The organism is Lysobacter enzymogenes (genome assembly GCF_023617245.1).
GTDB lineage: Bacteria > Pseudomonadota > Gammaproteobacteria > Xanthomonadales > Xanthomonadaceae > Lysobacter > Lysobacter yananisis.
On record NZ_CP067396.1, the window covers coordinates 3,600,237 to 3,624,970 of the forward strand.

Sequence of the window (24,734 nt, forward strand, 5' to 3'; positions counted from 1 at the left end):
TCGGCCGCCGTTGCGGCGGTCCCCGTTGCCGATCATCGATACCGAAAAACGTCCGCCGCGCGCGGCGCGGCTTACCAGCGAAAGCGAAAGCGCGCCACCAGCAGCGCCAGCGCCGACCAGCCCATCAGGCCGGCGACCTGCGGCAGCACCTTGCCCAGGTCGGCGAAGCCCACCGAATCGAACAGGATCGCCTGCAGCGCGGTGTTGAACTGCGCCAGCGGCGTGCCGACCGCGATCCACTGCACCCATTCGGGCAGCGCCTTGACCGAGAAGAACACCCCGCCCAGCAGGATCAGCGGCATCTGCACGAAGTTGGTGATGCCGGTGAAGGCGGTCACCGACGGGCTGATCGTGGCGAAGGCCAGGCCCATGGCCAGGAACGACACCGCGCCGAGGGTCAGCACGAACAGCAGCAGCAAATAGTTGATGTCGAACGGCACCCCGAACACGAAGATGCCCAGCAGGTACAGCGAGGCCGCGACGCTGTAGGCGATCATCATCCGCGACATGAACAGCCCGGCCAGGAACGGCACCGGCGAGACGTCGATGGTCTTGATGTTCTTGTACAGACCGTGGTGCTCTTCCTCGATCAGCAGCGCGCCGAAGCCGTTGAGGCCGACGATCAGCAAGGTCATGCCGATCAGGCCCGGCAGCAGGCTGATGATCTTGGAACCGAACTTGCCGATCGCCACGGTCTCCTGCTGCGGCCCGGCCGGCGCCGCGCCCTTGCGGTAGTAGCCGTCGAGCACGCTCTGCAGCGCGGTGTTCTCGACCCGGTTCTCGGCCAGCGAGTTGGCGTACAGGCGCGCCGGCGCGCCGGCGCCGGGCGCGGCGAACTCCAGGTAGTGCTTGAGCTGGTTGTTCTGCAGCGCCTCGCGCGCCGGCGTGGCGGCGTCCGCGTAGCGCTCCAGCTTCACCAACTCGTGCTTGTCCAGGTAGGCCACCAGCGCCTTGGCCTCGGCCGTGGCGACGTCGCCGCCGTAGGCCAGGGCGATGCGCGAATCGCCGGCGTAACCCACGCCCAGCAGCAGCAGCACCGGCAGCACGTAGCAGAAGAACAGCGCGCTCTTGTCGTAGGAGATCTGCAGCATGCGCAGTTTGAAGAACACCCAGGTCTTGCCGATCATTCGCGCGGGTCCTTGACGGTGTGCGAAAGGAACACGTCCTCGAGGCTGGGACGGTCGATGTCGAAGTTGATGACGTCGATGCGCTGGCTCTGGCTCCGTTCCAGGATGCTGCGCATGGTCTGCGCCACCTCGCGCGTGGTCACGCGCAGGCGATCGGTCTGATCGTCCCAGTGCAGGTCGGTGGCGTCGGCCAGGTCCTGCACGTATTCGAGCTTGAACTGGCCCTTGGCGAACTGGAACTGGATCGCCTGGCGCGCCTGCATGCCGCTGACCAGCTCGGCCGGGTTGCCCTGGGCGATGACCCGACCGTCGTTCATGATCATGATCTCGTCGCACAGGCGCTCGGCCTCTTCCATGTAGTGCGTGGTCAGGATCACGGTCTTGTTCGGGTCCTGCTTGAGCTGCTCGATGAACTCCCAGGTCAGGTGGCGGCTGTGCGGGTCCAGCGCCGAGGTCGGCTCGTCGAGGAAGATCACGTCCGGATCCTCGAGCAGGGCGATGGCGATCGACAGGCGCTGCTTCTGCCCGCCCGACAGCTCGTCGACCTTGAACTTGAGCTTGTCGCTGAGCCCCAGCCGCTGCAGCAGCCACTCGATCGACTGGCCCTTGCGCGGCGGCCCGCCGGCGCGGCGCAGCTGCTGGTAGAACTTCAGCAGCTGGGCCACGCTGAGGAACTGGAAGTAGTTGTTCTGCTGCAGCTGCACGCCGATGCGCGGCTGGATCTTGCGGATCTGCGTGGCCACGTCCATGCCGAGCAGGTTTATCGAGCCGGAGGTGATCGGCACGATCCCCTCGATCATGCCCAGCAAGGTGGTCTTGCCGGCGCCGTTGGGACCGAGGATGCCGAAGCAACTGCCCTGGCGGACCTTGAAGCTCATGCCTTTGACGGCCTGGAAATCGCCGTAGCTCTTGCGGACATCGTGCACTTCGAGCGAGTGGATCATGGAGCCTCCAGCGATTCGGGTTCGGCCGCCGCGGCGAGGATTTCGCCGCGGCAGGCGGCTTCGAGCGCGGCCTGCGCCGCCTCGGGGTCGTCGCTGCGGCAGGCGCAGTGCACGATCAAACGTCCGTCGGCGACCGCGGCCTCGAACAGCAGGCCGCGGAAATCGCCGAGCTTGGCCAGCAGGTAGTCCTCATCCAGGCCGGCGGCGAGCGCGGACGCGGCCTCGGTCTGGAAGTTGAACTGCACTTCCTCGGCCAGCGCCGGTAGGGTCGGCGCGCGCGTCGGGCCCGCGCCGGCGGCTTCCAGGGTCGCGTAGTGCAAGCCCTGGCTCTGCAGGAACGCGGTGCGGTCGGACAGCTCCACCAGGCTGGTGTCGGCGGCGACCGCGAACGGGATCTTGTCCAGGAACAGGCCGAACACGTCGAAGTAAGCGCGCTCGCCCAGTTCGCGGCCGTGGTGGTTGAGCACGATGCTGACCCGTTCCAGCCCGGTCAGCCCCAACGCCCAGCGCTTGAAGGTCTCGAACGCCTGCTCGGCGGCGGTGGACTTCGCGGCCACCGGCACGCTGGCCGTGAACACGCGCAGCGGCTGTGCGGCGCGGGCTTGCAGACGCCGCGCGGTCGCTTCCAGCGCCTGCGCCAACGCGGCGTGTCCGAGCACTTGATCGGCGGCGTCGCGCGCTTGCGCCGTGCACGCGGCCTGCACCGCCTGCAAGTAATCGCGATAGCCGTGCTTGGGCGCCTGCGCCTGTCGCCACAGGTGTTGCAGCAGGCGTTCGCGCAGCACCCGCGCCGACACGCCGTCCCAGATCAGGTGATCGACCGCGAACACCAGGCAATGGCGGGTATCCGACAACGACACCCAGCCGGCGCTGTACGCCAGCGGCGCGCCGCTGCCGTCGCGGTGCAGCGATTCGACCAGTTCGGCCAGCTCCAGATCCTGGCGCAGGCGGTCGGCGCCGCGCAGGTCCAGGTGCGGCAGCGGCGCGGCCGCCAGCGCCTGCGGCGCGAGCAGGCGCCACTGCGCGTCCTGCACGTCCGGCATCGCCCGCAGCAGTTCCTGTTCGGCGCACAGCGCGGCGAAACCTGCGCGCAGTTCCTCGGCGCCATACCAGCCGGCGATCTCGAACACCTCGACGCTGTCGCGGCGGTTCCAGGCCAGCAGGCTGCGCTGCATCGCGCCGAAGCCGAAGGCTTCGGCCGCCGGCGCGGCGCGCAGGGCTTCGCGCCACTGCGCGCGTTGCGCATCGAACCGCGCCACCGCCGGCAGTGCCGGCGCCGGCAAGGCCGATGCCGCCAGCCCCGCGGATTCGAGCGTCGCCGCGACCGCGTCCGGATCGTCCTCGATGCGGACGAAATCTGGCGCGTCCTCGGCCGCCGCCAGCACCCGCTGCAATTCGCCGCGCCGCGCCGGTTCGTCGCCTTCGCGCGCCAGCAGCAGCGCGCTGCGCGCCTGCCCGGTCGGGTCCAACGCCACGCGTCGGTGCGCCCAGCCCTGCGCGCGCAGCCATTCGTCCACGCCGACCGCGCGCGGCGCCGCGGCTTCGGCCAGCGCCTTGACCGTACGCAGCTGGTAGACGTCGGTGACGCTGAAGTCCAGGTCGCGCTCGCGCAGGCGGCCGAGCATGCGGATCAGCAGGATCGAGTTGCCGCCGAGCTCGAAGAAACTGTCGTCGCGGCCGACCTGCGGCAGCTCCAGCAGTTCCTGCCAGGTCTCGGCGATGGCGCGCTCGGCCGCGCTGGCCGGCGCTTCGTACTCAGCCTGCTGCAGCGCCGCCATCGACGGCGCCGGCAGCGCGTTGCGGTCGACCTTGCCGTTGGCGTTGAGCGGCATCGCCTCCAGCATCACGATCGCCGCCGGCACCATGTAGTCCGGCAAGGCGTTGCGCAGGTGGGCCTTGAGCGCTTCCACGCCGACGCCGCCGTCCTGGACCACGTAGGCCACCAGTTGCTTGTCGCCGTGGCCAAGCTCGCGCGCGGTGACGATCGCCTCGGTCACCGCCGGGTGCTGGGCCAGGCAGCTTTCGATCTCGCCCAGCTCGATGCGGAAGCCGCGGATCTTGACCTGGAAGTCCTTGCGCCCGACGTATTCGATGCCGCCGTCGGGCAGGCGCCGGCCGAGATCGCCGGTGAGGTACAGGCGCCGGTCGGCCTCGTGGCGCGCGTACGGATTGGGACGGAACTTGCTTTCGGTCTCGTCCGGCCGGTTGAGGTAGCCGCGCCCGACCACCGGGCCGGACACGCCGATCTCGCCGACCGCGCCCAGCGGCACCAGGCGCAGTTGCTCGTCGACGATGTGCAGGTGCGCATTGGCCACCGGCGTACCGATCAGCACCCGCTCCACCGGCCCGAGGATCGGCTGGAACGACACGTCGTCGGAACACTCGGCCGGGCCGTAGGCGTTCATCAGCGGCACGTCGGGGTATTGCTCGAACCAGCGCGTCACCAGTTCGCGCGGCAGCGCTTCGCCGGTCGGCAGCACCCAGCGCAGCGCCGGCAGCGGCTTGCGGTACGGCAGCACCGCCTGCATCACCGACGGCACCGGTTCCCACACGGTCACGCCCTGCGCATCGAGCCGGTCGAGCAGCGCGCCCGGGTCGCGGGTGGTCTCGCTGCCGATGATCGACACCCGCGCGCCCAGCAGCGGCGCGGTCAGGAACTGCCACACCGAGATGTCGAAGCACTGCGAGGCGGTCTGCGCGATCACGTCCTCGCCCGACAGCGACAGCGGCGCGAACTTCGAGCGCATGTTGTTGATCATGCCTCGGTGTTCGATCATCACGCCCTTGGGCTTGCCGGTCGAACCCGAGGTGAAGATCACGTAGGCCAGATCGTCCAGCGCCGGCAGCGGCAGCGGCGCCGGATCGGCGACGGCGGCCGCGTCGAGCTCGGCCAGGCTGCGCACGCGCTCGCCCTTCCACTTGCGCTTGAGCCAGCGCCGCTCCATCGCCAGCGCCTCGCCGACCCACAGCAGGCCCGGCTGGGCCTCGTCGAGGATCTCCAGCCAGCGCTGCGGCGGATGGGTCGGGTCCAGCGGCAGGTAGGCCGCGCCCGCGCGCAAGGTGGCGACGATCATCGTCAGCAGATCGGTGCCGCGCTGGTCCAGCAGCGCGACGATGCTGCCGGGGCCGGCGCCCTGCGCGCGCAGGGTCTGCGCCAGCGCGGCCGAACGCGCTTCCAGTTCGGCGTAGGTGAGTCGGTGCTGTTCGCACTCCACCGCGATGCGCTCGGGCGTCAGCGCGACCTGATCGAGGAACATGCGCGGCCAGGTGCGGTCGATCAGTTCCGGCCGGTAGGTGTCGTTGAAGCCGTGCAGCAGCGCCTTTTCGTCGTCGCCGAGCAATTCGATCGCGCGCACCGGGCGCGAGGCGTCGGCGGCCAGCGCCTGCAGCACGCGGGTCAGGTAACCGACGTGGCGGGCGATGGTGTCGCGGTCGAACAGCGCGGTCGCGTACTCCATGCTGCCGACGATGCGACCGTCGGCCTCGGCCAGATCCAGGGTCAGGTCGAACTTGGACAGCACGTACGGCGCGCGCTGCGGCGCCAGGGCCAGGCCGTCGAGCTGCAGCGCCTGGGTCGCCTCGGGCTTCCAGTTGATCATCACCTGGAAGATCGAGCTGTAGGCCAGGCTGCGCGGCGGCTGCACCACCTCGACCACCTGCTCGAACGGCATCTGCTGGTGGCGCTGGGCGCTGAGGGTGCGCTGGCGCACCTGCTCCAGCAGTTGCTCGCCGCTGGGGTCGGCGGACAGATCCACGCGCAGCGCCAGGGTGTTGATGAACAAGCCGATCAACGGCTCGATCTCGACCTGCATGCGGTTGGCGATCGGGCTGCCGACCACCAGGTCGCGCTGCCCGGACAGGCGCCCGAGCACCACCGACCACGCCGCCAGCAAGGTCATGAACAAGGTCGCGTCGCAGCGCCGGCTCAGCGCCTTCAGCGCGTCGGTCAGTTCGCGGTCGAGCTCGAACTCGTAGACCGCGCCGTCGTACGCCTGTTGCGCCGGACGCGGCCGGTCGGTCGGCAGTTCCAGCAGCGCCGGCGCGCCGGCCAGCGCCTGCGCCCAGTAGTCGACCTGCGACTGCAGGCGCTCGCCCGAGAGCCAGGCGTGCTGCCAGGCGGCGTAGTCGGCGTACTGCACCGGCAGCGCCGGCAGCGGGTCTTCGCCGCCGCCGCGGTAGGCGTTGTAGAGCGCGCCGAACTCGCGCAGGGTCACGTCCAGCGACCACTCGTCGGTGACGATGTGGTGTTGGGTGATCAGCACAGCGTGGTCGTCGTCGGCCAGCGCGACCAGGCGGCCGCGCACCATCGGGCCGGCGGCGAGGTCGAACGGCGCGCAGGCTTCCGCGTCCATCAGTTCGCGCAGGCGCGCCTCGGCCTCGGCGACGCCGCGCAGATCGCATTCGTCCAGGGCGAAACCGCCGCCGGGCGGGTCGATCCGCTGCATCGGCTCGCCGTCGACCAGCACGAAGCGGGTGCGCAGGGTCTCGTGGCGGTCGACGATGCGGTCCAGCGCGCGCCGCAACGCGGCGCGGTCGAGTGCGCCGCGCAGGCGCAGCACCGCCGGCACGTGGTAGGTCTCGGCCACGCCCTCCATCTGCGCCAGGAACCACAGCCGCTGCTGGGCGAACGACAGCGGCATCGGCGCGCCGTCGCGCTTGACCGGCACGATCGGCGGCAGCTCGCTGTCGATCGCCTGGGCGACCGCGCGGGCGAAGTCCTCGAACACCGGGAACGCGAACAGCTCGGCGATGTTGACCTCGACCTTGAGCTCGCGGCGCAGGCGCGCGATCACCCGCGCGGCCAGCAGCGAATGCCCGCCCAGGTCGAAGAAGGCATCGTCGCGGCCGACCCGCTCGACCTGCAGCAGTTCCTGCCAGATCCGCGCAAGCGCCAGCTCGATCCGGCCGACCGGCGCGCGATAAGCGGCGCCCTCGGCCTGTACCTCCAGCGCCAGCAGCGCCTTGCGGTCGGCCTTGCCGTTGGCGCTGAGCGGCAGCGCGTCGAGGATCACGAACTGCGCCGGCACCATGTAATCGGGCAACCGCGCGCGCAGGTGTTCCTTCAGCGCCTCGGCCGGCAGCAGCTGCGCCAGCGCGACATAGGCGAACAGCTGCTTGTCGCCGCCGGCGCCTTCGCGCGCCAGCACCACCGCCTCGCGCACCTCGGCGTGCTGAAGCAGCGCGTTCTCGATCTCGCCCAGCTCGATGCGGAAGCCGCGGATCTTGACCTGGAAGTCGGTGCGGCCGAGGTATTCGATGGCGCCGTCGGCGGCCCAGCGGCCGAGGTCGCCGGTGCGGTACATGCGTTCGCCGGGCACGAACGGATCGTCGAGGAAACGCTCGGCGGTCAGTTCGGGCTGGCCCAGGTAGCCGCGCGCGACCTGCACGCCGGCGATGTACAGCTCGCCGGTGGCGCCGGTCGGCGCGAGTTGGCCGAGCCGGTCGAGCACGTACATGCGGGTGTTGGCGATCGGCCGGCCGATCGGCACGCTGGCGCGCGCGTCGCCCGGCCGGCACGGCCACGCGGTCACGTCCACCGCGGCCTCGGTCGGGCCGTAGAGGTTGTGCAGTTCGGCGTTGGGCAGGTAATCGTGGAAGCTGCGCGCCAGCGCCAGCGGCAGCGCTTCGCCGCTGCAGATCACCCGGGCGACGCGGCCGCAGCCGGCGACCGCCTCGGGAATGGCCAGGAACACCTGCAGCATCGAGGGCACGAAGTGCAGCGTGGTCACCCCGGCGTCGCGCACGACCTGGCCGAGGTAGGCCGGGTCCTTGTGCCCGTTCGGCCGCGCCATCACCAGCTTGGCGCCGACCATCAGCGGCCAGAAGAATTCCCACACCGAGACGTCGAAGCTGTACGGCGTCTTCTGCAGCACCGCGTCGCGCTCGCCCAGGCCGTATTCCTCCTGCATCCACAGCAGGCGGTTGACCACGCCGCGGTGCTCGTTGACCACGCCCTTGGGCCGGCCGGTGGAGCCGGAGGTGTAGATCACGTAGCAGGCGTCGTCCGGCCGGGCGTCGTTGTCCTCGGCCGCCAATGCGTGCTGCGGGTAGTCCATCCACTCGCGCTCGCGGTCCATGCACAGCAGCTCGATGCCGTCCAGCGGCAGGCCTTCGAGAGCCGTCGGCACCAGCGCGGCGTGGGTCAGCACCACCGGCGGCGCGCTGTTTTCCAGGATCCAGGCGACGCGGTCGCGCGGATAGTCCGGGTCCAGCGGCACGTAGCAGCCGCCGGCCTTGAGCGTGGCGTACAGCGCCACCACCATGTCCACGCCGCGTTCCAGGCACAGCGCCACGCGGGTGCCGGCGCACACGCCGCGCTCGCGCAGCCAGCGCGCCAGCGCGTTGGCGCGGGCGTCGAGCTGGGCATAGGTCAGCACGCCGTCGTCGGCGGTGACCGCGATCCGGTACGGCGTCTCGCGCGCCTGCGCCTCGAACAGGTCGTGCAGGCGCAGCTGCCGCGGATAGTCGCGGCGCGCGCCGGCGCGTTCGACCAGCAGGCGTTCGCGTTCGCCCGCGCCGATCACGTCCAGGCGCGCGACCGCGGCGGCCGGGTCGGCGATCATCGCCCGCAAGGTGTGTTCGAGGTAACCGGCCCAACGTTCGGCGGTGGCCGCATCCAGCAGCGCGCGGGCGTAGGTCAGCGCGCCGCTGAGGCCGCCCTCGCCTTCGCCCAGTTCCAGGCTCAGCTCGAAGCCGGCGCGCGCGCGCGGCAGGCGTTGCAGGCGCGCGGCGCAGTCGCCGAGCGCGACCGCGTCGGCGCGCGCGCCGCGCCAGTCGAACACCGCCTGGAACAACGGCGTGTGTGCCAGCGCCGGCGCGGGCTGCGCCGCTTCGACGACCTGGCCCAGGCTCGCCGGCGCCAGCGCGTCGACGTCGATGCGGGTCTGCAAAGTGGCAACCCAGGTCGCGACGTCGGCCGTCTCCGGCAACTCGATCCGCAGCGCGTGCAGATCGACGGCGCCGGCCGGCGCGTCGCCGCGCGCGGCATCGGCGCGGGTGCGGCCGAGGACGAAGTCGGATTGCCCGGACAGGCGCGCCAGCGCCGCGCTCCAGGCCGCCAGCAGCACGGTGTCGAGACTCGCGCCGTGGGCCGCACCGAGCGCGCGCGCGGCCGCGGTCAGTTCGGCGTCCAGGCGCAACGGCACCACCGCGCCTTCGTCGTCCTGGCGCAGCGGGCGGGCGCGGTCGAACGGAAGCTCGATCAGCGCCGGCGCCGCGGCCAGGCGTTCGCGCCAGTAACCGGCGTGTTCATCGGCCAACGCCGGCGCCTCGGCCGCGGCCGGCGCCGCCGGTCCGGCCGCATCGCCCTCGCCTTCGACGGCCTGGTGATACAGCCGGGCCAGTTCGGCCAGCGCGCGCTCGGGCTGCCAGCCGTCGGCCGCCAGCGCGTGCACCGTCAGCACCAAGGCATGCTCGCGCTCGCCCAGGCGCAACAGGTTCGCGCGCAGCGGCGCGGCGTCGGCGAGATCGAACTCGGCGTACGCGGCTTGGTCGATGTACGCGGCCAGCGCCGCTTCGCGGTCGTCCGCCCCGCCGAGATCGGCGAACTGCAGCGCCGCCATCGGCGCCGCGGCCGGCGCGCGCAGCGGTTCTTCGTCGAATTCGGCCACGCGCAGACGCAGCGCGTCGAAGCGCGCGGCCCACAATTGCAGCGCGCGCTCCAGCGCGGCGCGGTCGAAACCGCCGTCCAGGCGCAGCACGCAGGTGGCGTGGCGGGTGCGCGCGGCTTCGCGCTGCAACTGCCAGCGGCGCAGCGCCGGCAACGCCAGCGGCGTCCAGCCCGGTGCGCGTTTGGTCCGCGCCGGGCCGCGTCCGGCCAGCGCCTCGCCGACCGTGCGCGCCAGGTCCTTGAGCACCGGCGCCTCGCGCAGCGCGGCCAGGGTCAGTTCGGCCTTGAGCTCGCGACGCAGGCGCGCGAGCACACCCATCGCCTGCAGCCACTGGCCGCCGAGTTCGAAGAAATGATCGTCGCGGTGCACGCGTTCGAGTTGCAGCAGGTCCTGCCACATCCGCGCCAGCGCGACCTCGATGCGGCCGTTGGGCGCACGTTCGCCGCGCGCCTGCGCGCGCACCGTCTGCGCCGCCAGTTCGGCGCGATCGACCTTGCCGTTAGCGCTCAGCGGCAGCGCCTGCGCCAGCACGATCGCCGCCGGCACCATGTAGTCGGGCAGCAGCGCCTGCAGGTGCAGCTTGAGCGTGTCCGGCGAGACCGGCGCGGCGGCGACCACGAAGGCCACCAGTTGCTTGCCTTCCTGCGCGCCCGCGGCGGCCACCACCGCCGCCTCGCGCACCGCCGGATGCCGGGCCAGCGCGCTTTCGATCTCGCCCAGCTCGACCCGGAAGCCGCGGATCTTGACCTGGAAGTCCTTGCGTCCGACGTATTCGATGCGGCCGTCGCCCAGGCGCCGGCCGAGATCGCCGGTCAAGTACAGGCGGCCGTCGCGCTCGTGCGCGGCGTGCGGATTGGCGACGAACGCGGCGCGGGTCTCGTCGGGACGATGGAAGTAGCCGCGGCCGACCACCGGGCCGGACACCGCGATCTCGCCGACCGCGCCCAGCGGCGCCGGTTCCAGCGCGTCGTCGAGCACGTGCAGCGCGGCGTTGGCGACCGGCGCGCCGATCGCGACCCGCGCCACCGGCGCCAGGATCGGTTCGAAGGCGACGTCGTCGGAGCATTCGGCCGGGCCGTAGGCGTTCATCAGCGGCACGTCGGGGTATTGCTCGAACCAACGCGCCACCAGTTCGCGCGACAGCGCCTCGCCGGTCGGCAGCACCCAGCGCAGCGCCGGCAACGGCTTGGCGTACGGCAGCGCGGCCTGCATCACCGACGGAACCGGTTCCCACACGGTCACGCCATGGCGCTCCAGCGCGTCGAGCAGCGATTCGGGATCGCGCACGGTGTCGCTGTCGAGGATGCAGGTGCGCGCGCCCAGCAGCGGCGCGGTCAACAGCTGCCACACCGAAATGTCGAAACACTGCGAAGCGGTCTGCGCGATCGCGTCCTCGCTCGACAGCGACAGCGGCGCGAACTTCGAGCGCATGTTGTTGACCATGCCGCGGTGTTCGATCATCACGCCCTTGGGCTTGCCGGTCGAACCCGAGGTGAAGATCACGTAGGCCAGATCGTCCAGCCCCGGCGCGGGCAGCGCCGGCGCATCGACCGGCGCGGCTTCGCTCAGTTCGGCCAGGCTGCGCACGCGGCCGGTGGTGGCGCCGGTGTCGAGTTGTTCGTGCAGGTGGCCCAGCGAATCGCCGAGCAGCAGCAACTGCGGCTGGGCCTCGTCGAGGATCTCGCGCCAGCGCAGCGGCGGATGGGCCGGGTCCAGCGGCAGATAGGCGGCGCCGGACTTGAGCACCGCGGCGATCGCCACCAACAGGTCGAGCCCGCGCTTGTCGAGCACCGCGATCACGTGTTCCGGCCCGGCGCCGGCCTCGCGCAGCGCCGCGGCCAAGCGGCCGGCGCGGCGCTGCAGTTCGCCGTGGGTCAGGGTCTGCTCGCCGCACTCGGCGACGATGCGTTCGGGCGCGCGCGCGGCCTGGGCGTCGAACAGTTCGACCCAGGTCTGCGCGTACAGCTCGGGCCGATGGGTGTCGTTGCACTGCGCGATCAACGCGCGCTCGGCCGTGTCGAGCAGCGGCACGCGCCGCGCCGGTTGCGCCGCGTCGGCCACCATCGCCCGCAACACGCGTTCGAAGTAGCCCAGCCAGCGCTGCACGCTGGCGCGGTCGAACAAGGCGGTGGCGAATTCCACGCCGCCGCCGATGCAGCCGTCGCTTTCGCCCAGGTCCAGCGACAGGTCGAACTTGGCGGCGACCTGATCCGGCGCCTGCAGTTCGATGCGCAAATCGCGCGCCGACACGGTCTGGGCCTGCTCGCCGAGCCAGTTGAACATGACCTGGAACAGCGGCGTGTGGGCCAGGCTGCGCGGCGGCTGCAGCGCCTCGACCACCTGCTCGAACGGCATCTGCTGGTGCGCCTGCGCGTCCAGCGCGCGCTGCTTCACCCGTTCGATCACCTGCGCCAGGCTCGGTTCGCCCGACAGGTCCACGCGCAGGGCCAGGGTGTTGACGAAGAAGCCGATCAGCGGCTCGACCTGCGCCTGCAGGCGGTTGGCGACCGGGCTGCCGATCACCACGTCGTGCTGCCCGGACAGGCGCCCGAGCACCAGCGCCCAGGCGCTGAGCAGCGTGGTGTACAAGGTGGTGCCGTGGTCCTGGCTGAGCCGCTTGAGCGCGCCGCTGAGCTCGCGGTCCAGGCGCACGCCGACCAGTTCGCCGTCGTAGCGTTGCTCGGCCGGACGCGGCCGGTCGGTCGGCAGCTCCAGCAGCGCCGGCGCGCCGGCCAGCGCGCCGCGCCAGTAGTCGCCCTGGCGTTGCAGCCACTCGCCGCCGAGGTGGCGGCGCTGCCAGTCGACGTAATCGGCGTACTGCACCGCCAGCGGCGGCAGCGGATCGTCCTGGCCGGCGCTGAACGCGTTGTACAGCGCGACCAGCTCGCGGATGGTGAGCTCCAGCGACCACGCATCGGTGACGATGTGGTGCATGCAGATGATCAGCGCGTGCTCGTCGGCCTCCAGCGCGACCAGGGCGCCGCGCGCGAGCGGGCCGGTTTCCAGGTCGAACGGCGCGCCGGTTTCGCGTTCGATCAGCGCCTGCAAGCGCGCTTCGCGGTCGTCGCGGCCGCGCAGGTCGTGTTCGCTCAGGGCGAAGCCGACGTGCGGCGGATCGATGCGCTGCACCGGATCGTCGCCGAGCAGCTCGAAGCGGGTACGCAAAGCTTCGTGGCGGGCGACGATCCGATCCAGCGCGCGCTTCAGCGCGGCGCGGTCGAGCGCGCCGCGCAGGCGCAGCACGCCCGGCACGTGGTAGCTCTGGCTCACGCCCTGCATCTGCGACAGGAACCACAGCCGCTGCTGGGCGAACGACAGCGGCAGCGCGGCGTCGGCCGCGCGCGGCTGCGCGCCGATCGGCGGCAGCGTGTCGCGGGCGGCGCCGCGCAGTTGCGCGGCCAGTTCGGCCAGCACCGGCCGCTGCAGCAGGTCGGCGACGCCGACGTCCAGGCCCAGGCGCTCGCGCAGCTGCGCGGTGGCGCGCATCGCCAGCAGCGACTGGCCGCCGAGGGCGAAGAAATCGGCGTCGATGCCGATGCGCTGCGCCGGCAGCTTCAGCACTGCGCCCCAGACTTCGGCGATGGCGGTTTCGATCGCGTCGCGCGGGGCGATGTACTCGCCCTCCCCGCCCGCTTCGATCTGCGGCACCGGCAGCGCCTTGGCATCAAGCTTGCCGTTGCCCGTCAGCGGCAGCTGCGCCAGCTCCATCGTCGCTTGCGGCAGCATGTACTCGGGCAGCGCACGACGCAGTCCTTCGCGCAGTTCGGCCAGGAACTCGGCCTGCGGCTGCGCGCGCGCGTCCTCGTGGCGCACCACCCAGGCCAGCAGGCGGCGCTCGGCGCCGTCGCCGTGCGCCAGCACCGCGGCGTCGCGCACGCCGGCGTGTTCGCGCAGGCGGTTCTCGATCTCGCCCAGTTCGATGCGGAAGCCGCGCAGCTTGATCTGGCGGTCGCGGCGGCCGATGAATTCGATCCGGCCGTCGTCCAGCCAGCGGCCGTGGTCGCCGGTGCGGTAGACCCGCTCGCCCACGCGCCAGGGATCGTCCAGGAACTGCTGCGACGTCAGCTCGGGCCGGTTGACGTAGCCCTGGGCCACGCCGGCGCCGCCGATCCAGATTTCGCCGAGCAGGCCCGGCGCGCACAGCTGGCCGGCGGCGTCGACGACGTACATCGTGGTGTTCGATATCGGCCGGCCGATCGACAGCCGCCCGGCCGCCAGTTCGGCGTCGTCGGCCGCGGGCATCCAGGCCGAGGACAGCACCGTGGTTTCGGTCGGGCCGTAGGCGTTGACGTAGCGGCAGCGCGCGCTCCACGCGCGCGCCAGCTCGACGGTCGGCGCCGAACCGGCGGTGAGGATGCTCAGGTTCGCCGGCACCTGCGCTGGGTCGATCTGCTGCAGGTACGGCGGCGGGAACGCGGCGAACGCGATGGCGTGTTCGCCCAGGTACGCGGCCAGCGCGCGCGGTTCCTGGATCAGTGCGTCCGACAGCAGGTGCAAGGTCGCGCCGGCCAGCAGCGCGCCGAAGATTTCGCCGATGGACGCGTCGAAGGTGTGCGGGGCGAACTGGGTGAAGCCCTGGCCGCGGCCGTACAGTCCGGCGCCGCCGAGCCACAGGCTGAAGTTGACCAGGTTGCGATGGCTCAGCGCCACGCCCTTCGGCGTGCCGGTGGTGCCGGAGGTGTAGATCAGATAGGCGGTGGTGTCGCTGCTTTGCGGTTCGGCGTCTTGCAGCGCTTCGACGTCGGCGCTGCTGTCCGTCGCCTCCGCATCGATCTCGTCCAGACACAGCGCGCTCAAGCCGCTGCCGTCGGCCAGCGCCGCGTGCGCGCGCACGGTCAGCAGGCGGCCGATACCCGCATCGCCGGCGATGAACGCCAGGCGCTCGGGCGGACAATCCAGCGCCACCGGCACGTACGCCGCGCCGGCGCGCATGATCGCCAGAATCGCGGCGATCAGCTCCGGTTCCTTCGGCAGCGCCAGCGCGATCCGGTCGCCCGGACGCACGCCGCCGCGGCGCAGCCACGCCGCGACCTCGGCGACCCGCGCCGACAGCCGGTTCCAGCTCCAGCGCTGGTCGCCGCAGACGATCGCATCGCTGTCGCCCAGCGCATCGGCCTGCTGCTGGAACAGTTCGTGCGCGCACCGATCCAACGGGTAATCGACCTCGCTGCGGTTCCATTCGCGCACCGCGCGCTCGCGCTCGTCCGCGCTCAGCGGCGACAGCTGTCCCACGCGCTGGTCGAAGCCCTGGGCGAAGCCGGCCAGCAGGTGGCCGAGGCGGTCGAGCATGGCGCGCGCAGCCGCGTCGCCGAACTGGCGGCGCTGGTAGGCCAGCTTCAAGGTCAGGCGCGGGCCTGGGTAGGCGATCAGGTTCAGCGGGAAATCGCTGCGCTCCACCCCGCGAGCGTCGAGCACGCGCAGCTGCTCGCCGTCCATGCTCGGCAGGCTGCGGTCGAGCGGGAAGTTCTCCACCACCACCAGCGCGTTGAACAGCGCCTGGCCGGCGCGCGCGCCGCAGGCGCGCTGGATCGCCGCCAGCGGCAGGAAGCCGTGGTCGCCGTGGTCGAGCTGCATCGACTGCACTTGGCGCAGCCACGCCGACAGCGTTTGCGCCGGATCGATGCGCAGGCGCAGCGGCAGCGAGTTGATGAACAAGCCGACCATGCGCTCGATCCCGTCGAGCTCGGGCGGACGGCCGCTGGTGGTGTAGCCGAACAGCACCTCCTCTTCGGCGCTGTATTTGCTTTGCAGCAGGCCCCACGCGGCCAGGATCGCGGTGCCCAGGCTGACGCCTTCGTGCTTGAGCGCGCGGTCGAGCTGCGCGGTCAGCGCGACCGGCAGCTCCAGCACGTGCGCGCGCTGCTCGCTTGGGCCGGTGGCGTCGGTGTCGGCCTCGTCGTCCAGGCGCGCGCTCAGCGCGGCGCTGGCGGCCAGCGGCAGGCCGTCGAGGTAGCGTTGCCAGTAATCGGCGGCAGCCTGATGGTCGCGCGATTCCAGCCACGCGATGTAGTCGCGGTACGGCGGCGGCGCTGCGTCTTCGCTCTGGCCGGCGTAGACCTGGAACAGCTCCTGCGCCAACAACCCCATCGACCAGCCGTCGATCAGCGCGTGGTGGTGGGTCCAGGCCAGGCAATGGCGGCGCGCGTCCAGCCGCGCCAGCAGTACCCGCATCGGCGGCGCCTCGCCGAGCGCGAACGCGCGGCGGCGTTCGTCGTCGAGCGCGCGTTCGAGTTCGGCGTCGCGCTGGTCTTCGGCCAGTGCGCTCAGATCGATCTCGCGCCACGGTAGCGCGACCTCGCGCATCACCGCCTGCAGCAGGCGTTCGCCGCCGCGGTCGAGGAAGGCCGTGCGCAGCACCGGATGGCGCCGCACCAGCTCGACCCAGGCCGCGCGCAGGCGCTGCGGATCGGCGCCGTCGAGCGTCAGCCGCAGCTGGGTCAGGTACACGCCGTCGGGGTTGGCGCCGTCGCTCATCAGCAGCAGGCCCTGCTGCATGCCGGTGCACGGGTACAGGTCCTGCAGCGTCGGGTAGTGGCGGCGCAGGTCCTGCAACTCGGCCGGGGTGCAGTCGGCCAGCGACCACGCCGATTCGGACGCGCCGTCGTCCTGCGTGCCCACGCCCACACCGGCGCCCGGGCCGCCGTCGTCGTCGGCGATCTCGGCCAGCGCGCGCTCCAACTGCGCGGCCAGAGCGGCGATGCTCGCGGCCTGGAACTGGCGTTCGCTGTAGTCGATGCGCAAGGTCAGCGCGCCGTGTTCGACGCCGCCTTCCACGTTCAAGGCGTGGCTGCGGCGGCGACGCGCGCCGATGCGGCTGCCGCCGCGATCCGGATCGAACGCGCCGAGGTAGTTGAACAGCACCTGCGATTCGCGGCCGTCGCGCGCCTGTTCCAGGTCCTCGTCGCGGGCCAGTTCGTTGAGCACCCCGAAGCCGATGCCGGCGTGCGGCACCGCCGCCAGCGCCGCGCCGGCGGCGCGCAGCTGGCTGCGCAGGTCGTCGCGCAGACGCGCCAGGCGCAGCGGATACAGCGCGGTGAACCAGCCCACGGTCTGGCTCAGGTCGACGCCGTCGAAGCCCGGCACGTCGCTCAGATCCGGACGACCGTGGCTTTCCAGATCGATGCGGATCGCATCCACCGATTGCCACTGACCCAGCGCGCGGCCGAGCGCGGCGGTCAGCAGCTCGTGGATGCGCAGGCCGTGGCGCGACGTGGCCTGGTCGAGCAGGCGCCGGGTCAATGCCGACGGCAGGCGCAGCTCGTGCTGGCGGCTGCTCGACTGCGCGGACGCTTCGTCGTCGCCGTCGAAGGCCAACGCCGCCGCAGGCGCGCGCAGCTGTTCCAGCCAATAGCGCTTCTCGGCGTCGAGCTCACCGCTGTAAGCGTAATCGTGCAGGCGCGCGGCCCAGTCCTGATACCCGGTCGCGCCCTTGCGCGCCAGCCGTACCGCTTCGCCGCGGCCGAGCTGGTCGAGCGCAGTGGCGAGGTCTTCGGCCAACACCTGCCACGACACCACGTCCACCACCAAGTGATGCATCACCCACAGCAGCCGCGAGCCGTTGGCGTCGCGCAACCACAGCCAGCGCAGCAGCCGGCCTTGCTTGACGTCGAGCTCGGCCATCGCCGCGTCGACCTGGGCGTGGATGTGCTCGCGCGCGGTCGCCGGCGCCTGCGCGGCGTCGCCGTCGATCTCGACGATGGCGTCGTCCCAGGCCTCGGCCGACAAGGCCTCGGCGCGGTACTGCGCCATCCAGCCGCCGGCGCTTTCGCGGAACTTCAAGCGCAGCGCGTCGTGACGCGAGACGAGGGCCAGCAACGCCGCCTGCAATTGCGCGCGGCCGATGCCGTCGGCCAGCGCCACGTCGGCGTATTGCACGTAGCGGCCGTGTTCGGCGCGGTCGGCTTGCAGGAAGCGCGCCTGGATCGGCAGCAAGCGCTGCTCGCCCTTGCTCGCCTCCTCGGCGTTCGCATCGACGACGACAGCGACGGCGGGCGCGGCGGCCGGCGCCGCGGCGGCGCCCAGACGCGAGGCGATCTGGCGGATGGTCTTTTCCTCGGTCAACAGACGCGGAGTCAGCGCGATGCCGCGCTTGCCGGCGCGCGACACGACCTGGATCGCCAGGATCGAATCGCCGCCGATGGCGTAGAAGCTGTCGTCGACGCCGAAGCGGTCGCTGCCCAGCACCTGTTTCCACACCTCCCACAGCGCGGTTTCCAGCTCGCCCTGCGGTTCGACGAACGCGCTGTGGGCGTAGGCCGAATGATCGGGTTCGGGCAGCCGCGCGCGGTCGGCCTTGCCGTTGGCGTTGCGCGGGATCGCCTCGATCAGCACGAACGCGGCCGGCACCATGTACTCGGGCAATTCGGCCTTGAGCTTGGCCGCGAACGAACCGATCAGGCGGCTGCGCGCGGCGTCGTCGGCCGGCCACTGGCGCGGCACCACGTAGGCCACCAGTTGCTTGCGCGCGCCGTCGTCGCGCGCGGCCACCAGCGCCTGGCGCACCTGCTCGTGCGCGGCCAGGGCGTGTTCGATCTCGCCCAGTTCGATGCGGAAGCCGCGCACCTTGACCTGATGGTCGAGGCGGCCGAGATATTCGACCGTGCCGTCGGCGCGCCAGCGCGCCAGGTCGCCGGTGCGGTACAGGCGTTCGCCGGCGACGAACGGGCTGTCGAGGAAACGTTCGGCGGTGAGCTGCGGCTGGCCGAGATAACCGCGGCCGACCGCGACGCCGCCGATGAACAGCTCGCCGCCGACGCCGACCGGCAACGGCCGCAGGCGTTCGTCGAGCACGTACAGGCGGGTGTTCCACAGCGGCCGGCCGATCGGCACGATCGCGCTGTCGGCGCGCTCGACCGCGCAACCGCTGGCTTCGATCGCGGTCTCGGTCGGCCCGAACAGGTTGTACAGCGCCGCGTCGGACGTCGCCAGGAAACGCGCCGCCATCGCCCCGGGCAGCGCCTCGCCGCTGGCGAACAGGCGCCGCAGCGAGGCGCAGCCGCGCAGTTCGTCCTCGTCGAGGAACACCTGCAGCATCGACGGCACGAAGTTGAGCGTGGTCACGCCGTGCTCGCGCACCATCGCGCCGAGGTAGGCCGGGTCGCGGTGGCCGCCGGGCTTGGCGATCACCAGGGTCGCGCCGTTGAGCAGCGGCCAGAAGATCTCCATCACCGATACGTCGAACGACAGCGGCGTCTTCTGCAGCACCACGTCGCTGGCGTCCATGCCGTAGCTGGCCTGCAGCCACTGCATCAGATTGACCAGCGAGCGGTGCTGGTTCATCGACGCCTTGGGCTTGCCGGTCGAGCCGGAGGTGAAGATCACATAGATCAGGTCGTCCGGGCCGACGCCGCTGTCGGGCGCGACCGCGTCGTGCGCGGCGATCCGCGCCCAATCGGCGTCGAGTTCCAGCGTGCGCACCGCGGCGTCGAGCTGGGCCAGCGCCTGCTCGCGCAGATGATGCTGGGTCAGGACCAGATCGACGCCGATGTCGGCGACCATCGCCGCCAGCCGCTGCGCCGGCAGTTCCGGGTCCAGCGGCACCCAGGCGCCACCGGCCTTGAGGATGCCGAGCACGCCGACGATCATCTCCAGCGAACGTTCGGCGCACAGGCCGACCACACGGTCCGGGCCGACGCCGAGCGTGCGCAGGTGCTGCGCCAGCCGGTTGGCGCGCGCGTCGAGTTCGGCGTAGCCCAAGCGCTGGCCGTCGAACACCAGCGCGGTCGCCTGCGGCGTGCGCGCGGCCTGCTCGGCGAACAGCTCGTGCAGGCAACGGTCGTCGCTGTAGGCGTGGTCGGTGGCGTTCCATTCGTGCAGCAGGCGCTGGCGCCAGGCCTGCGGCAGCAACTCGGCTTCGCTCCAGCGCACGCCCTCGCCGTCGAGCAGCAGGCCGACCAGATGCTGGTACAGGTCCAGCCACATCGCGATGGAGGCCTCGTCGAACAGGCCGGCGTCGTAGCCGATGCGCACGCCGTATTCGAGTTCGCCGTCGCCGTCCTGGCGTTCGATCAGGCCGAAGATGAAGCGGTAATTGGTGGATTCGTAGCCGCCGACCAGCTGCGGCCGCGGCGCGTCCTGGCGCTCGCCGTAGCGGTGGCTTTCGATGTTGAACAAGGTCGCGAACAGCTCGTCGTCCAGGCGCGGCTTGACCGCTTCGTGGATCTGCGACAGCGGGAACGCCGCGCCTTCGCGCATGCGCGCGAGCTGGCGGTCGACGCTGGCGACGACCGCGTCGAGCGCGCGTTCGCCGTCGATGTCCAGTACCAGCGGCAAGGTGTTGACGCAGCAGCCGGTGATCGTCTCGACCCCGGCGATGTCTTCCATGCGCCCGCTCTGGATCACGCCGCAGCGCACCTGCGCCTGGCCGCCGAGGCAGCGCAGCAGGCAGGCGTAGCCGGCCAGCCACAGGCTGTTGGCGGTGACGCCCGACTGCGAGGCGCGCGCGCGCACGCGGCCGCCGAGTTCGCGGTCGATGGACGCGGTGAACAGGCGCGTGTCCTGCGCCGCGGTCTCGACCGGCAACGCGCTCGGCAGCTGCGCCGACAGCGGCGCCCACGGCAGCCCGGTCCAGTGCGCCAGCCACGCCGGATCGGCCTGCAGGCGGCGCTGCTGGGCGACGACGTCGGCCATGCCGGCCAGCGGCGCGGCCGGCAGCGGCACCGCTTCGCCGAGGTGGTGGCGGTAGCTCTGCAGCAGGTCGGCCAGCAGCAGGTCGATCGACCAGCCGTCGTGGATCAGGTGATGGATCGACAGCAAGGCATGGAAGTGCTCGCCGCCGTCGTCGATGGCCTGCAGTTCGAACAACGGCGCGCGCTCCAGCCGCACCGGCTGCAGCCGCGCCTGCTGCTGCAGGCGCTGCGCCAGCGCCGCGCCCTCGCCCGTCGCGGCGCGATGCACGCGCGGCTCGAACGCCAAATGCGCCAACACCAGCTGTTGCGGCTCCAGGCCATCGACCTCGCGCACCACGGTGCGCAGGCAATCGTGGCGCGCGATCCAATCGGCGGCCGCGCGGCTCCAGGCCTCGCCGTCGAACGCGCGCGGCATGCGATAGACCATCTGCACCTGGTAGGTGTCGGGATGGCGGTGCATGGTCCGCTGCATGTCGGTCAGCGGATACAGACCTTGCGGCTGCGCGTCGGCGGGTACCGCCGCGGCCTGCGCGCGGTCGAGCCCGGCGAGCGGGAAATCCGCCGGCGTCCAGCGCCGCTGCGCCGGGTCGCAGCAATGCGCGACGATCTCGCGCAGCGCCTGGATCAGCGCCGGGCCGAAGCGTCCGGCGCTGTCGCCGGGCCAGCCGGCCGGATCGTGGTACAGGCTCAGGATCAGCTCGCCGTCGCGGATCTCGCCTTCCACCGACAGCGCGTACGGGCTGGCGTTGCCCGCGCCGAGTTCGATCGCCGCCATCGGCACGGTGCGCCAGCCCTGCTGCTGGCGCTGGATCACGCCGGAGAAATTGAACAGCACCTGCGGCGCGCGATACGCGGCGAACGCCGCGCGCAGCGCCGGGTCCTGGGCCAGATAGCGCAACGCGTAGAAATCGCGGCCGCGCGCCGGCACCGCGGCGCGGGTTTCCTTGAGTTCGACCAGCCAGTCGCCGAGCGCGTCGGCGCCGGTCTGCGCCGGCACCGCCAGCGCCAGCGGATGCACGCTGGTGAACCAGCCGACAGTGCGGTCCAGGCCCTGAGCGCCGGCGTACTCCTCGTCGCGGCCGTGCCATTCCACATCGATGGCGACGCGCTGCGCGCCGAGCGTGCGCGCCAGCGCGAGATAGGTCGCGGCCAGCACCAGTTCCTCGGCGCTCTGGCGGTAGCAGTCCGGCGCCTGTTCGAGCAAGCGGCGGCTGTCCTCGCGCGAGAGCCGATGCTCTGCAACGACAACCTCGCCGACGATGGCTTCGCCGGCCGCGCCGCGCGCGGAGGCGATCGGCAGCGGCGGCGTCGCCGCGACCGCCTCCAGCAGCGGGCTCCACTGCGCCAGTTGGCGCGCCGGCTCGCGGCCGGCGTCGGCGTTGAGGCGCTGCGACCAATCCAGATAGGCCAGGCTCTTGCCCGGCAGCACGTCCTGGGCCGAGGCCGCGTCGGCGTCGTAGAGATGACGCAGGTCGTCGAGCAGGATGCCGTGGCTGACCGTATCCACCAGCAGGTGATGCAACACCCACACCACGCGCGTGCGCTGGGCGGTGCGCAGCACCGCGATGCGGAACAGCGGCGCCTGGGCCAGATCGAGTTCGCCGGCGAGTTCGTCGCGGCAGCGCGCGGCGGCGGCGTCGAGCTCGGCCTCGGCAAGATCGCGCACGATCAGCGGCGGCAGCTCGAACCCTTCGGCGGCGCCCGCGTCCGGCTGGATGTCCTGGCGCCACGAGGCGGCCTCGCGGCCGCGCGCGCCCAGGCGCACGAAGCGCGCGCGCAGTTGGTCGTGATAGTCCGCCAGTTGGGCGAAGGCGCGGCGCAGGCGCTCCAGGTCCAGCGGCTGCGCGCTTTCGAACGCGAGCGTCTGGCAGAAGTCGCCGGGGTTGCCCAGGTCGAGGTCGAAGAACCAGCCCTGGATCGGGCTCAGCGGCGCGCTGCCGTGCACGCTGGCGTAGTCGCGCTGGGCGTGACGGCCGCCGCGGCGCAGCAGTTCGGCGAAGTCGGCCAGGCGCGGGCGCGCCAGCAACTGCGCCGAGGTCGCGTGGTAGCCCAGGCGCTTGAGCGCCGACATCACCACCAGCGAGGTCAGCGAGTCGCCGCCGAGGTGGACGAAATTGTCCTCGCGCGAGACCTGCGGCTGCTGCAACACGCCGCTCCAGATCCGCGCGATCTGCTGTTCCAGTTCGTCGGCGTGATCCTCGCCGCCCTGCTCCGGCTGCGGCGCCGCGGCCTGGGCCAGGCGCTCGCGCAGCGCGCGGTAGTCGGTCTTGCCGTTGACGGTCAGCGGCAGCGCGTCGAGCCACACCAGCCGGTTGGGCAGCGCCCAGGCCGGCAGCGCCTGGCCGAGCGCGGCGCGCACCGCGTCCTCGGGCTGGGCGGCGCCGGCGCAGAACCCGACCAGCTGCTTGCCGGCGTCCAGGTCCACCGCGACCACCGCCGCGGCGCCGACGCCCGGCAACTGGCGCAGCGCGGCTTCGACTTCGCCCGGTTCCAGGCGATGGCCGCGCAGCTTGATCTGATCGTCCACGCGCCCGGCGAAGATCAGCCGGTTGCGTTCGTCCAGGCACGACAGGTCGCCGCTGCGGTACCAGCGCATGCGCTCGAAGCTGAGGAACTTGTCGCGGGTCATGTCCTCGCGCTTGAGATAACCGTGGGTCACGCCCGCGCCGCCGATCAGCAGCTCGCCGATGGCGCCGCGCGGCAGCGCGTGGTTGAAGCGGTTGACCACGCGCACGGCGGTGTTGGCGATCGGCTCGCCGATGGCGATGGGTTCGTGCGGATCGGGCAGATGGCGCGCGTGCCACGCGGTCGAGAGGATCGTGGTCTCGGTCGGGCCGTAGGCGTTGACGTACTGCAGGTGCGGCTGCCAGCGCCGGATCAGCTCGTGGTCGGGCGCCGAGCCCGCGGTCAGCAGGGTGCGCTGGTACGGCAGGCGTTCGGGCGAAAGATGCTTGGCGTACTGCGGCGGGAACGCCGAGAAGCTGACCCGGTGCTCGCTCATGTACGCCTGCAGGCGCTCGGGATCGTCGATCAGCGCGGCCGGCAGGATCACCAGGCTCAGGCCGTTGAGCAGGGTCGAATGGATCTCGGCGACCGAGGCGTCGAAGGTGAACGGCGCGAACTGCGAGACCACGTCGTCGGCATCGACCAGCTCGGCGATGTGGCCGACGAAGTTCAGCAGGTTGCCGTGGCCGACCTTGACCCCCTTGGGGCGGCCGGTCGAGCCGGACGTGAAGATCGCATAGGCCAGGTCGTCGCTGGCCAGCGTCTGCTCCTGGCGCGGCCGCGACGGGCCGCGCTCGGCCGGCAGCGCGTCGATGTCCAGGCAGTGCGCCTGCGCCAGCGCGGCGCGGATCGGCGCGACGCAGTCGGCTTCGGCCAGGACGAAGCGCATGTCGGCGTCGTCGGCCATCGCCTGCAGGCGCGCGGCCGGCTGCTGCGCGTCCATCGGCACGAACGCCGCGCCGATCTTCAGCACCGCCAGCTGCGCGGCGACCATGCGCCGGTTGCGGCCGAAGCACACGCCGACGAAGTCGCCGACCCCGGCGCCGGCTTCGTGCAGGGCCTGGGCCCAACGCTCGGCCAGCGCGTCGAGTTCGGCGAAACCGATCCGGCCCTCGCCGTCGATCACCGCGACCTTGTGCGGGTGCTCGGCCACGCGCGCGGCGAAACGCTCGACCAGATTGCCGGCGATGGGCGCGTCGGGGCCGGCCATGTGCGCGCGCACCGCGCCATCGTGATGGGTCCCGTCGGACAGCGCGTCCAGGGCCGACAGCAAGGTCTCGGGCTGATCGGCCATGGCCGCCAGCAAGCGCGTCCACAGGCCGATGGCGAAACGCTGGTAGGACTCGCTGAAACGGCTGGCGTCGCAATCCACGACCCAGCGGCCGCGCTCGTGGATCAGCGCGAATTCGGTCTGGCCCGGATCGCTGGCGCCGTGCAGCAGCACCGCGTGGCAGCGCAGCTGGTCGGCCAGGCCGACGTGGGTGGCGTCGTCGCGATCGAGCCAGCCGGCTTCGTCCTCGCGCCATTGCCGCTGCACCTGCTCGCGCAGTTCGCCCAGCGAGGTGGTGGCATCGACCGCGCTGGTCAGCGGCCAGCACTTGCCTTCGCGCCGGCCGAGCAGGCAGGTGATCACCGGCTCGTCGTTGTAGCGCAGCCAATGCAGCGCCGCATGCCAGGCCGCCACGCAGGTGGCCAGGTCGGCGGTCGCCGGCGCCGCGCATTCCAGCGCGCGGCGCTGGCCGTGATCCTGCGCGCAGGCGTTGCCGTCGTTGAGCGAGCTCGAAAGATCCAGGCCGTGGTCGGCGTAAGGCAGGCTCACGGTATTCGTTGACTCGTGCTCGACGGACATTCCTTGCTCTCCACCGTTGCGTGCTGCGGTCTGCGGGTTGCGGATGTGGGGACGGCTGCGCCGGCGCGGCC

3 protein-coding genes are annotated in these 24,734 nt (G+C 71.8%); all 3 read right to left on the bottom strand.

What is annotated here, in order from left to right; translation table 11 throughout:
• Positions 1 to 71: 71 nt before the first annotated feature.
• Genes JHW41_RS14765 through JHW41_RS14775 form a run of 3 tightly spaced genes read right to left on the bottom strand, consistent with a single transcriptional unit; the run spans position 72 to position 24,633 of the window.
• A complete protein-coding gene (locus JHW41_RS14765) occupies positions 72 to 1,127 on the bottom strand; it encodes an ABC transporter permease (RefSeq protein WP_250442922.1) in 1,056 nt (351 codons plus the stop codon).
• Complete coding sequence (locus tag JHW41_RS14770) at positions 1,124 to 2,071, bottom strand: ABC transporter ATP-binding protein (protein ID WP_250442924.1); 948 nt, start codon at positions 2,069 to 2,071, stop codon at positions 1,124 to 1,126. The genes JHW41_RS14765 and JHW41_RS14770 overlap by 4 nt, the downstream gene beginning before the upstream one ends.
• Positions 2,068 to 24,633 carry a non-ribosomal peptide synthase/polyketide synthase gene (locus JHW41_RS14775; RefSeq protein WP_250442927.1) on the bottom strand — a complete coding sequence of 7,522 codons (22,566 nt, stop codon included), beginning with the start codon at positions 24,631 to 24,633 and terminating at the stop codon, positions 2,068 to 2,070. Before JHW41_RS14775 ends, JHW41_RS14770 begins: the two co-directional genes overlap by 4 nt.
• Positions 24,634 to 24,734 lie beyond the last annotated feature (101 nt).